The organism is Salinimicrobium catena, assembly GCF_900102915.1.
Taxonomy (GTDB): domain Bacteria; phylum Bacteroidota; class Bacteroidia; order Flavobacteriales; family Flavobacteriaceae; genus Salinimicrobium; species Salinimicrobium catena.
In genome coordinates this window covers 152,430-164,555 of record NZ_FNGG01000005.1, presented here as the reverse complement: position 1 = coordinate 164,555, position 12,126 = coordinate 152,430, and the positions used below count along the sequence as shown (strand labels likewise).

The 12,126-nt window shown below is 45.0% G+C and carries 13 protein-coding genes; 3 read left to right on the top strand and 10 right to left on the bottom strand.

All coding sequences use genetic code 11. From position 1 onward, the window contains the following. The 7 genes from BLS64_RS11480 to rsfS form a co-directional block, all read right to left on the bottom strand. Window positions 1-266: transposase (locus BLS64_RS11480; RefSeq protein ID WP_143019308.1), on the bottom strand; the 266-nt coding region annotated here is incomplete at its 3' end. A gap of 276 nt (window positions 267-542) precedes the next feature. Further along, window positions 543-830, bottom strand: a complete 288-nt coding sequence (locus BLS64_RS11475; RefSeq protein WP_245693441.1) for an acyl-CoA-binding protein — start codon at window positions 828-830, stop codon at window positions 543-545. Between the two features lie 3 nt (window positions 831-833). After that, window positions 834-1,487, bottom strand: coding sequence for a phosphatidylserine decarboxylase family protein (locus BLS64_RS11470; protein ID WP_093113537.1), 654 nt, complete (start codon window positions 1,485-1,487; stop codon window positions 834-836). After that, complete coding sequence (locus BLS64_RS11465; protein ID WP_093113538.1) at window positions 1,477-2,280, bottom strand: phosphatidate cytidylyltransferase; 804 nt, start codon at window positions 2,278-2,280, stop codon at window positions 1,477-1,479. Before BLS64_RS11465 ends, BLS64_RS11470 begins: the two co-directional genes overlap by 11 nt. Window position 2,281: 1 nt before the next feature. Further along, complete coding sequence (locus BLS64_RS11460) at window positions 2,282-2,893, bottom strand: LUD domain-containing protein (RefSeq protein ID WP_093113539.1); 612 nt, start codon at window positions 2,891-2,893, stop codon at window positions 2,282-2,284. 98 nt (window positions 2,894-2,991) lie between these two features. Beyond that, on the bottom strand, window positions 2,992-5,046 hold the full coding sequence (gene ftsH / locus BLS64_RS11455; protein ID WP_093113540.1) for an ATP-dependent zinc metalloprotease FtsH: 2,055 nt from the start codon (window positions 5,044-5,046) through the stop codon (window positions 2,992-2,994). A gap of 17 nt (window positions 5,047-5,063) precedes the next feature. Next, the gene (rsfS, locus tag BLS64_RS11450) at window positions 5,064-5,435 is read right to left on the bottom strand and encodes a ribosome silencing factor (protein ID WP_093113541.1); all 372 of its coding nucleotides are present in this window, start codon (window positions 5,433-5,435) and stop codon (window positions 5,064-5,066) included. A 93-nt stretch (window positions 5,436-5,528) separates the two neighbouring features. Here rsfS and BLS64_RS11445 point away from each other — a divergent pair, with 93 nt between their 5' ends. Continuing rightward, the gene (locus BLS64_RS11445; RefSeq protein WP_093113542.1) at window positions 5,529-6,260 is read left to right on the top strand and encodes a biotin--[acetyl-CoA-carboxylase] ligase; all 732 of its coding nucleotides are present in this window, start codon (window positions 5,529-5,531) and stop codon (window positions 6,258-6,260) included. Here the strand turns inward: BLS64_RS11445 and BLS64_RS11440 are convergent. Together BLS64_RS11440 and pyrE are read right to left on the bottom strand one after the other, a co-directional pair. Beyond that, on the bottom strand, window positions 6,257-6,649 hold the full coding sequence (locus BLS64_RS11440) for an orotate phosphoribosyltransferase (protein ID WP_093113543.1): 393 nt from the start codon (window positions 6,647-6,649) through the stop codon (window positions 6,257-6,259). The two genes, BLS64_RS11445 and BLS64_RS11440, sit on opposite strands and share 4 nt — an antisense overlap. Before the next feature lie 6 nt (window positions 6,650-6,655). Further along, window positions 6,656-7,297, bottom strand: a complete 642-nt coding sequence (gene pyrE, locus BLS64_RS11435; RefSeq protein ID WP_093113544.1) for an orotate phosphoribosyltransferase — start codon at window positions 7,295-7,297, stop codon at window positions 6,656-6,658. 7 nt (window positions 7,298-7,304) lie between these two features. Between pyrE and BLS64_RS11430 the strand changes: the two genes are divergently transcribed. After that, window positions 7,305-7,928, top strand: coding sequence for an NUDIX hydrolase (locus BLS64_RS11430; RefSeq protein WP_093113545.1), 624 nt, complete (start codon window positions 7,305-7,307; stop codon window positions 7,926-7,928). Here the strand turns inward: BLS64_RS11430 and BLS64_RS11425 are convergent. Beyond that, window positions 7,896-9,647 (bottom strand): M14 family metallopeptidase, encoded by a 1,752-nt coding sequence (locus BLS64_RS11425; RefSeq protein WP_093113546.1) that lies wholly within the window; start codon window positions 9,645-9,647, stop codon window positions 7,896-7,898. The genes BLS64_RS11430 and BLS64_RS11425 overlap by 33 nt on opposite strands. Window positions 9,648-9,797: 150 nt before the next feature. Here BLS64_RS11425 and BLS64_RS11420 point away from each other — a divergent pair, with 150 nt between their 5' ends. Further along, window positions 9,798-12,089 carry a TonB-dependent receptor gene (locus tag BLS64_RS11420; protein WP_093113670.1) on the top strand — a complete coding sequence of 764 codons (2,292 nt, stop codon included), beginning with the start codon at window positions 9,798-9,800 and terminating at the stop codon, window positions 12,087-12,089. Window positions 12,090-12,126: the final 37 nt, after the last annotated feature.

Sequence of the window (12,126 nt, the reverse complement as noted above, 5' to 3'; positions counted from 1 at the left end):
TCCCGGATCTTAGCCTTCAAGTCCTGAATTTTACGGGTATCACTCATAAGCTCTACAACTTGTTTTACACCTCTTTTGCGATCACGGGAGTATTTGTCCAGCCATTTATAAACTGCCGTTGTAGACACTTCATACTCTTTGCTAACCTCTGAAACTGTGGTGAGGTTCCTTTCAATTTCCCGAACTTTTTTACGCTTAAAGCTATCACTAAAATAACGATTTACCCGCTGAGAAACTTCTTTAGAAAAATCTTGTGGTTTTGCCATAATACTGAGTTGTTTTAAACTCCGTAAAACGGTCAACCTATTTCAGTACCCGACATAAATCCGGATTTAGGATTCAATATTCAAAATTTGGGTTACTTCTGAAAAGAATAAAGAGAGAAAAAGGAGCTACTTCGTAAGGAGTGGCCCTTTTTGTTTTTAGAAAGAACTGAAAGTATGGTGAGAAAACCGGAAGAACAACTATAATTTAAGAAAAGAGAACAGAGAACAGAAAACCGAAAACTCAGAACCGAAAACCGACAACAGACAACCGAAGAACTACTCCGTAATATACCGGTTCACCAGGTCTATGTAATTCTTTTTGGCTTCCTTGATGCTCATTCCTTTGATCTGCAGGAGGGCATTTAATTTAAAGGCGTTTCTTACGTCATCTTCGCCTGAAGGAGTGTAGATCCCCTCCTGTTCGGTGGCCTGCTTGTAGTAGGCATAAAACTGCAGCATGATATCGGGAGGAAATTTCTGATCGGTTCTACTTGCCCTTTTATAGGCTTCCTGGAATTCTTTGTCAATTTCTTCCGAAGTCATAATAAAATTAAGAATTGGCATTGATTAAGAAATTTTAGCGATGAGGCTTAAACCACCTTTTACTTTTTGGTTAAGTTTTACTTCCAGAGGAGTGCCTAAAGGCAGAAAAACATCTACTCGCGACCCGAATTTTATGAATCCGCTGTCACTGCCCTGTACCACTTCATCGCCTACTTTTGCGTAGTTCACAATGCGCTTGGCCAGTGCCCCGGCTATCTGCCTGTAAAGCACTTCTCCTGCCACCTCGTTCTCAACAACAACCGTAGTGCGCTCGTTCTCTTCGCTGGCTTTGGGGTGCCAGGCTACGAGATATTTCCCGGGATGGTACTTGCTGTACTTCACCTTTCCACTTATAGGATGCCTGGTGACATGTACATTGATCGGTGACATGAAAACCGAAACCATCAGACGCTGGTCCTTGAAATATTCTTTTTCGTATACTTCTTCTATGACCACGACCTTTCCGTCTACGGGCGCTACAATATGAGCGTCGTTGAGCTGAGTGTTCCTTTTTGGGTTCCTAAAGAACTGTATGATCAAAAAGAACAGGATGAGGGTTCCAATCAGGATTAGCTGTTTGATCCAGTCGGTGAAAATGAATGTATGGGCGACCAGGTTCACAACGATCAGCAAGATCACTGCGATGGCCATAATTTTATATCCTTCTTTATGAAACATAGTTTAGAAATTGTAAAAATGCGTAGACAAAAGGGCTTGCAAAAATAATACTATCTAACCTGTCAAACAAGCCTCCATGGCCGGGCATTAACCTTCCGCTGTCTTTAACGCCTGCCTGTCTTTTGAACTTTGACTGTATAAGGTCTCCAAGGGTGCCAAAAATACTTAGAATAATGGCCATTCCCACCCAGGTGTGCAGGTTAAGCAGTCCGGTCAAAAAATAGACCAGATAAGCGGCTACCGCCGAAAAAATAAGACCTCCCAAAAAACCTTCCACGGTCTTTTTAGGTGAAATACGTTCAAACAATTTTTTCTTTCCAAAGTTCTTCCCTACAAGATAGGCAAAAGTATCGTTAATCCAAATGAGGGAGAAGATGCCTATAACGAGCTCGGGTGTGAAGTCTCCGGTATAGCTGGGGATAAGGGTTAGGAAGATAAGAGAAGCGATGAGGTAGAAAACGATGATCACATACTTCTTCTTTTCAAAGAGCGGGATCTTGTTTACCAGCATCAGGTCCTTGACCAGGAACATATTTACGAAAAGGGTGATGATGAGCAGCACCATGGTCGCGTAGGGGCTCCATCGGGCATAACTGAACAGGTAGAACAGGAAAAAGAGCAGGAAATAACCCAGGTAACTTTTTAAATGCAGGAGTCTTTGAAGTTCCCTTAAACAAATGATCCCGAACAACAGGAAAAGAGTGGTAAAGGCAAATTCAGATGAAAATATGGAGACTACAAGTATAGAGACATACATCACACCTGATAAACCACGAATAATATTTTCCTTCATGTTATAGATCTTCCAGAAGCAGCAAATATAGGTTTTTTGTGCTACTTCCATAACTCATGAAGTCTCCTTCCTTATTATTCTCGAAGTTTTTAATGGTGGTGATATTAGACGGAATGCGGTCTTTGTTCTTGAATTTGATCCCTCTAAGGCCTTCTCCAATAGCGTCTACCAGTTTGCTCGTAGAGGCTACCATGACAAAATTGTAGGGCAGCTCCCTTAGTTTTTTTTCCTTGATCTGGTTAGAGGAGATCAGCACAGATCCGTCGTTGGCAATGAGATATTCACAGGAGCTCAGAAAGAACGCCGCGTCACCCGAGTTGGTGAATTCCAGGTTATAATCTGAAAATTTGTTCCTTAAATTCGAATCAAAACAACAAGCTTTCTTTTCATACCAATCATTTTCCAACATAATGTTGTCAAATATTTCCATTAACTCCTCATTGCTCTCGCAGTAAAGGAATTTACCTCCGTTGTTTTTGAAGTTAAGCATGAAACGTTCATCGGTAGGTAACTTAACATCTGGCATATACTTGCTACGGTCAGAATTTTCTGGCGTGTCCTGACCTTTGTCTGATTTAGATTTAGGATTCAAAAAATTTCTAAATAGACTCATATAGGTTTTGCTTATTACACTAAAGTAGCATTTCTACCAAAGGTAAAAAATCTTAACTTATAGATTAATTAAAGTTAAGATTTTTTACTCTTGATGTCTTATTTTTCTTCTGAAGGCTTATCTGAAGCGGGATCTTCACTTCCCGATCCCGAAGGAAATGTTCTCTCGGTCACCGTCTCTTCCCTCGCCGGAACATTTTTTCCGTGTGACTGTCCGTTCACTTGTTCATCCCGGCTCTTGTAGGGTCTCTTTCCGAAGATCTCTTCCAGGTTATCCTTGAAAATGACCTCTTTGTCGAGTAAGATCTCAGCTAACTGGGTAAGTTTGTCCTTGTTCTCTTCCAGCAATTTGATGGCCCTTTGATACTGTTCCTCGATAAGGTTGGAGATCTCTTTATCTATTAATTCTGAAGTTTTTTCAGAATATGGTTTTGTGAAATTATATTCGCTTTGTCCTGAAGAATCGTGGTAGGTAAGGTTACCCACCTTATCGTTCAGTCCATAGATGGTCACCATGGCACGTGCCTGTTTAGTTACTTTTTCCAGGTCACTCAGAGCTCCTGTTGAGATCTTGTTGAAAATGACCTTTTCGGCAGCACGTCCTCCCAGGGCGGCACACATCTCGTCCAGCATCTGTTCAGGACGCACGATCAATCTTTCTTCCGGAAGGTACCACGCAGCTCCCAGCGATTGCCCGCGAGGCACAATGGTAACTTTTACAAGAGGCGCAGCGTGCTCCAGCATCCAGCTCACAGTAGCGTGACCGGCTTCATGGAAGGCGATGGCTTGCTTCTCTTCAGGGGTGATGATCTTGTTCTTTTTCTCAAGACCACCCACTATACGGTCTACTGCATCCAGGAAATCCTGTTTGCCTACCGCCTGTTTTCCTTTTCTTGCGGCGATAAGCGCCGCTTCGTTACATACGTTGGCGATATCTGCTCCCGAGAATCCCGGAGTCTGTTTCGCCATGAAATCTGTATCCAGCTCGTCGGCCACTTTCTTGAGCGGACGAAGGTGTACGTCAAAGATCTCTTTTCTCTCCCTTACATCTGGCAGATCCACATAGATCTGGCGATCGAATCGTCCGGCACGCATTAAGGCCTTATCCAGTACATCGGCACGGTTCGTAGCTGCTATCACGATCACGTTAGTGTTGGTTCCAAAACCATCCATCTCGGTCAATAACTGGTTAAGGGTATTCTCCCTTTCGTCGTTTGAACCTGAGAAATTGCTTTTTCCACGGGCACGACCAATAGCGTCGATCTCGTCAATAAATATAATTGAAGGTGATTTTTCCTTGGCCTGCTTGAACAGGTCACGAACCCTGGAAGCACCAACTCCCACGAACATTTCAACGAAATCTGAACCTGACAGGGAGAAGAAAGGTACTTTAGCCTCTCCTGCTACCGCTTTTGCTAGTAAGGTCTTACCGGTTCCCGGAGGTCCTACCAAAAGCGCTCCTTTCGGGATCTTTCCTCCCAAAGAAGTGTATTTTTCAGGGTTCTTAAGGAAATCCACGATCTCCTGTACTTCTTCCTTCGCGCCTTCAAGACCGGCAACATCTTTAAAAGAGGTTTTAACGTCGGTATTCTGATCAAACAATTTGGCTTTGGATTTCCCAATGTTGAAGATCTGTCCGCCTGCACCGCCACCGGCACCGCCGCTCATTCTTCGCATGATGAAGATCCAGATCCCAATGATAAGGATGAAGGGTAGGAGAGTGAGGAAAATATCTCCCCACATGTTGTGCTGAGACTCGAAAACCACAGGGGTGTTCAGGTTGTTTTCTGCTTTGGTTTCCCTTATATCGTCTTCCAGGTTCTGCAGGTCCCCGAACTCAAAGGTGTAGGCAGGCGTATCTCCCGACGGGAACAGCTCATCCTGAACTGCCTGCTTGTGAATGTCTTTTTGTTTGGCTTCTTCGGTTAGGAATACCCTAGCCTGATTGCGGTTCACGATCACCACCTTTTCCACATCCCCCTGCTCGAGGTAATTCAGGAATTCGGCCGGATTCGTTTTGGCAGGTTCGTTGAACCCGCTACCGCTAAAGAAGTTTATTGCCAGGAAAACCAAAATGATGGCCGCATAGATCCAGTATGCGCTGAATTTTGGTTTCTTAGGCGAATTATTTTTATTCGGTTGCTCTTTAGCCATGCTCTTGTTCTTAGATCTTAATAATTTGTTTCGATTGAAGTCACTTTGGCATCTCCCCAAAGGCTTTCAATATCGTAATATTCCCTGATATGTTTCTGGAAAACATGAACAACTACATTCACGTAATCCATCAGCACCCATTCGGCATTCTCTGAACCTTCTATGTGCCAGGGCTTGTCCTTAATTGATTTGCTAACGGTTTTTTGGATGGAATTCACTATGGCGTTTACCTGCGTATTTGAAGTTCCGTTGCAGATAACGAAATAATCACAAACGGTATTTTCTATTTCTCGTAAATCCAGGATATCAATATCATTTCCCTTTACTTCCTCAATCCCTTTGATTATATGTGCAATAAGTATGTCGCTGCTCGTTTCTTTTTTTGTCATTAAATTTATTTCTTTGCGCAAAGTTATTACTTTTTACTCTTTTTGAACCTTGGTTTTCATAACATTTAACGCCTGCATTATTCTCTTATCTATATGCACCTTATCAAAGTTAATGCCATCAACTCCACCAATTCTTTTGGGCGTGAGATGTTTCGGGAAAATCCACAGCTGCCGGCCACCTGTATCGTAGCAAAAAATCAGCTCTCAGGAAGGGGACAACGGGGCACTGTCTGGAATTCTGAACCCGGCGAAAACCTTACTTTCAGTATAGTTTATCCCAAACCCGGCATTTCACCTGACCACCAATTCCTGTTAAGCGCGGCAGTAGCCACAACCATCGTGGAAGCCCTTGATCAATTCGAGCTGCCACGGCTGAAGGTGAAATGGCCTAACGACATAATGTCAGCCAATTACAAGATAGGAGGCGTGCTTATTGAAAACGTCCTTAACGACGGCAAGGTGGCTGCGAGCATCATTGGAGTAGGACTCAATGTGAATCAAAAAGCATTTTCCGGTCTCCCGCAGGCAGGCTCCATGTTCTCGGTCACCCAGAAGAGATTTGACCTTGATGAAGTGCTGGCCGTACTGCTATATGCCCTCGAAAAGGAACTCGATCAACTCTCCAATAAACGTGCAGCGGAAATCTTAACCGACTATAAAAGCCAGCTTTTCCGGATCCATGTACCATCCACCTTCGAGCTTCCCGATAAAACCCTCTTTACCGGGATGATCGCCGATGTTTCTTTAAGCGGAAAACTCCTGGTGCGTACCGAAGAGGAACTCCTCAAGGAATTCGACCTCAAGGAGGTGCGGCTATGTTTCTAAAGTTTTGAGGTGTTCTCTGCCAGGGTGGCAATGAATTTCTTCAACGGACCTTTGACCATCATGGCCATCATGGTGTTGAATTTTCCGTGGAAGAACATCTGGGCTTCGCTTTGGTCAGGGCCGGCTTCTTCAATGACCACGTCAAGCGAGAAATTGAACTTGTCTGAAGTAGATCCCAACACGATGAATTCCGGTGCTCTTTTTTCTTTGATCTGCAGTTCGATCTCGGGCATGCCTTTTAGGGCAAAAGCAAAGGTGTCCTGAGACTTCACCTCGAACTTCTCCTTGCTCTCGGGCATGATCTTTTCGTAGTTCTCTACATTGGTCAAAAAGTTGAAAAGCTCTTCCTGACTCTTATTTACTTTTACTTTATCGCTTTCTAATTCCATAGCATTTTATTTTTTCCAGTTCCCCGGATCTTTGCGCCAGCCTTCCAACAGCTCGGCTTCGGCTTGATTGATATAATTTGTTTTTTGAGCAACTTCCAGCAAAAAGTCATAGTTGCTCAGGGTATGCAGTTCCACGTTGGCCTCTTTGAAGTTTTCGGAAGCATTCTGAAATCCGTAGGAAAAGATGGCCAGCATTCCCTTAACGTTAGCTCCGGCTTCCTTCAGGGCGTTCACCGCGTTAAGGCTGCTTTTCCCAGTACTGATGAGGTCTTCAACGACCACCACTTTCTGGCCTTCGTCGAGCTTGCCTTCTATCTGGTTCTTTCTTCCGTGGTTCTTAGGTTCAGGACGCACATATACGAACGGCAGTCCCAGGTATTCGGCAACCAGCATTCCTACGCCAATGGCGCCGGTGGCCACGCCAGCGATCACATCGGCACGGCCATACAGTTGCTCAATTTGTTTGGCCATATTCTCCCTCACAAAATTGCGGATGGGAGGATAGGAAAGGATTACACGGTTGTCACAGTAAATTGGAGAGGTCCAGCCGCTCGCCCATTGAAAACCTTGTTGTGCATCTAATTTTATTGCCTTAATTTGCAATAACAGTTCAGCCGTTTTGCGTGCTGTTTCTTTATCTAAAACCATACTGCAAATGTATAAAGTTTTTGTTAATGATATTCCCATTATTCTTTCCGCAGAGCAGGATATGGGGGAAAAATACACATCTCTCCCCATAAAGGAAGTGAAATTAAAAAAGATCATTAAAAAGATCAATAAAGGAAAACTTTTATACGTGCACCTCCACCATTCAAAAGAGGAGAAACTGCTGAAACATCTTTTTAAGAAACTTCCGGTGGTGACGGCTGCAGGCGGAATGGTTTTGAACAAGCAGAATGAGGTGCTTTTCATCTATCGTAACGGCAGGTGGGACCTTCCGAAGGGAAGAGTAGAAAAAACCGAAAGCCTCGAGGAAGGGGCGATAAGGGAAGTAGAGGAGGAGACGGGAGTGCAGAACCTTGAGATCACCCGTTTTCTGCAGAAGACTTACCATGTCTTTCAGCGCAAAGGAAAGTACAAGCTCAAGGTGACCTACTGGTACGAAATGAGAACCGACTACACCGGGGAACTGGTTCCCGAAGTGAAAGAGGGCATCATGAAAGTAAAATGGAAGGATCGCGAAAAGGCTCAAAAGGCCCTTCAGAAATCTTATGCCAACATTAAACTTCTCTTCCCTGAAGAAATGCTACCTGTTTATTCTAAAAATCGGGTATCGTAAATGTGACTTTTCGTAATGCTCAGATTTCCTGTGGATCCACTCCAGCTGGGCATACCAGTTTTGGGCGAATTCCGGATCGTTCTGCTTCTTCTGAAGGAATTCTTCTTCTATTTTAGGGTAATCATCAAGGAATTCGCGGGCAATATCTTCAAAAACATAGGGTGAAAATCCTTCTTTTTGCTGCAGTACGCTGTCAAAGAAGTTCCAGTTGAAAAAGGAATCGGGGGCTTCGGGTTCCAGCGTCGCCATCAGATATTTTGCTGCTTTTTGCTTCAGAGGAACAAAAACATCACCTCTTCTAATGCGCACTTTCTGAATTCCCTGCGTCACTTTGGTCTCCGAATGCATATAATGTCCTTCATAAGCACGGCTGCGGGTCTTGAAATTTTTGATGCGGTACACCTGCGCCGTTATCATAGTGTCCTTATCGAATTCCTCCATCACCACTTCATTAAGTTCCAGCAATTGCAGGATAGGCCACCAACCCCGGGGAATGATATATCCTTTGGGCATGGTGACCTGCCGCTGGGCTTTAAAAGTATCATAATAATCCACTTTTTTAGTGAACGGCCTGGTGGTGTCGTATTTAAGTCTCATGGCGCCGGTAACCTCACTTTCTATCCTTTCCGCCTCATAACCTTTGAACTGCAGGCTTGATACCTGGCTGCTGTCCGGCTTGAAATCGAAAGCATAGGACTTTTGCTCGGGAAAGGTCTGGAAGGCCTGGGTTCTCAGGTTTCTAATGAGTTTGGAGTCCTTATCGGCTATCTCGATCATTGAGAGCAGGGTTTCATAAGTGCCCCAAACTCTTTTGTCGTAGGGTTTCAGCATATGGGTCTCGATCATCATCCCAACCGTGTTCCACAAGCTGGTGTAACCGGTAGAGTACCGCGGCGTATCGAGGAACTGGGTAAACCCTTTTTCGGGAACATCATTGAAAACGTTCACATAGGGTGTCATTTCGTTATCCTTTGCCTTCAGTGCTTTTTCCAGCCCCGGCCGCAACTGGTTCTTGATATAACTTCCCAATTCCCCGCCCATTTGGTCGTGCTGGGTGAACAGGTGGGTAAGCGTGTACTGGTAATCGGCCCCGTTGCTTACGTGGGTGTCGATAAAAACATCGGGATCTACCTCGTGAAAGATTTCGTAAAAGGTCCTGGTGTTCTTAGTATCGGCTTTAATGAAGTCCCGGTTAAGGTCATAGTTGCGGGCATTTCCGCGGAAGCCGTAAGCTTTTGGTCCGTTCTGGTTAGTGCGGGTAAAGGAGTTGCGGTTAAGGGCGCCGCCAACATTGTAAACAGGAATGGCTGCAATAATGGTGTTTTCGGGTACTTTGACAGAATCCTGCGCCAGATCTCTAAAAAGCATCATGGTAGCATCTATGCCATCGCTTTCGCCGGGATGTATCCCGTTGTTGATCAGGATCACGGTTTTGTCGGCTCTTGCTGATTCCAGGTCAAAATCCTTGTCGGGATTGAAGATCGCGAGGTGCAGTGGTTTTCCGCTGTCCGTTTCACCAATAGATTGCAGTTCTATGGAAGGGTATACGGCAGCCAGGTCCTGGTAAAAGTCAATGATCTGCTGGTAGGTGGCGGTTTCCGTCCCGCCCGATTCCTCAAAAACAGTGGTAAAAGTCAAATCTTGTTTCAGGATATAATCAGAAAAATCGCAGGCACTCAAAAATAACAGCAGGAGCACCGGAAACAGGATCTTTTTCATTCAAAAAATATTTAGGGCATAAACTTAGCCAAAAACTCCATAAACACCTAAACACGATGCCATCATAAAGCAGGCTATAATTATAAAATTAAACTTATTTTAGCTACACCGCACGATCTTGTGAGGAAAACCGACCTAAAAATTCCCTTTTTGAAGCACTTCGCTCTATATCTCAGCCTGTTACTTTTTTGCGGAAATCTTGCAGCTCAAAACATTTCCGGAAATGTGATCAACGCCAGCACCGGCGAGGCGGTAGATGGTGCATTAATCAATGTGGCAGGTTCTTCGGAAAAAACCACGACTGACGATCGCGGGAAATTTGAACTTGAACTGAAGGAATTTCCGGTAGTAATGACCATATCAGCTTCCGGCTTTGAAACTCTTTTGGTGACGATCTCAAATTCCGAAGAAGACCTAATTTTTCAGCTTTTCCCTTTGGCTGAAAGCCTTTCCGAAGTAGTATTGCGCAGCACCCTCATTCCGCGGGAACTGATGCGAACCCCCGCGTCGGTAAGCATTTTAGGGCAGGAAGAGATCCAGAGAACCGATAAGACCAATATTTTAAGCGCAGTGGATCGGGCACCAGGAGTCAATGTGCTGCAGGGGGCATTGAACACCAACAAGATCAGCATTCGCGGAGTGGGAGCGAGGGCTCAATACAGCAGCAACCGAATCAAGGCTTATTTTATGGGCATTCCCCTCTCAACGGCCGAAGGCGAAACCACTCTTGACGATATTGATCCTGCCGTCATTGAGCGGGTGGAGATCATAAAAGGCCCGGTTTCCAGCATTTATGGCGCTGGCCTGGGTGGAGTGATCACCATGTATCCCGATCTATCGGCAAAAGAGGGAAGCACGGCGGCCGTAAGTTCCACTTTTGGCAGTTTTGGGCTTATGAAGCATACCGTAAACGCCTCACATTCTTCGGAATCGACGAAGTTTTCTGCCACTTACAACCATTTGTCTGCCGACGGATACCGGGAGAACGGGGAATACGACCGGGATTCTTTCACGCTTTTTGGGCAGGTTGCAGGAAATAAAAAAAACGCCCTCTCACTGCTTGGGCACCTGGTGCGGCTAAAAGCCTATATTCCCAGTTCGCTGAACCGGGAAGATTTTGAGAACGATCCTTCTTCGGCGGCTTATACCTGGGCTGCTTCCCAGGGCTACGAATCGTATGATAAAGGTTTACTGGGATTGTCTTATGAACAGGAGTTTTCTGAAAAATTCTTCCACACCAGCAGTATTTTCATGAATTTCAGGAACGGGTATGAACCCAGACCTTTTGATATTCTGAAGGAGGAGCAGGTGGCTACCGGCTTCCGCACAAAATTCGGTCTCAAAAATGAGCTTTTCTCGTTGCCTTCAGAAATGAGCTTTGGCGGTGAAATTTACCGGGAGTGGTACGATACGGCCACTTTTGAAAACCTGTACGAGGAGGATCCGGGAAAAGGCAGTGTGGCAGGAAGCAACCTGAGCAACAATGAACAGGATCGCAGCTATTATAATCTTTTCGCTCAGTGGAATGTATCAGTTTCTGAAAAACTGGAACTTGAAGCCGGCCTCAACCTGAATTCTACCCGCTATGAGCTCACAGATCTTTACACTGAAGATGAGGTGGACCAGACAGGCAATTACAGGTTCAAAAGCATTTTTTCACCCAGGCTTGGAGCGGTTTATACTTTTTTACCCGGAAAGAATCTTTACGCTTCAGTGAGCCATGGGTTTTCCACGCCAACTGTGGCAGAAACCTTGACTCCCGAAGGAATTATCAACACGGCTCTTAAGCCGGAGACGGGTGTGAATTACGAAATAGGATTTAAAGGTAATTTCCTGGACAACCGGCTATATGCTGAGGTTTCCGCGTTCTCCATACAGGTGGACAACCTGCTGGTGGCCGAACGGGTGGCCGAAGATCGATACATTGGCCGAAATCTTGGAAAAACAGACCATAACGGACTCGAATTCCTCGCTAAGTACAACTTCAACATTAGCTCATGGCTCAGTGCAAAAACTTTTCTGAACGCCTCTTTTAATGATTTTTATTTTGGTGATTTCGTGGACGCGGGTACAGATCTCTCCGGAAATGACCTGCCGGCCGTGCCCGACAAGAGCCTTAACGCCGGCTTTGATCTCCATACTTCTAACAGATTTTCTCTTTTCACCTCTTTTCAGCATGAGGGGCAAATGCCGCTGAATGATCAGAATACCGGCTATACCGAAGCTTACGAGTTGCTGAACCTGAAATTATCTTACGCTCCTGACATTTTTAAGAACTGGGAAACCGCGGTCTTCTTTGGAATCAACAATGTTTTTGATGAACACTATGCCGCTTCTATAGTTCCTAATGCTGTAGGCTTTGGCGGGGCGGAGCCGAGATATTTTTATCCGGGAGATCCCAGGAATTATTTTGGCGGGATATCGGTCAGTTATTTCTTTTAACTACAACTCTGTCAGGGTTTCAAACCCCTGACAGGGT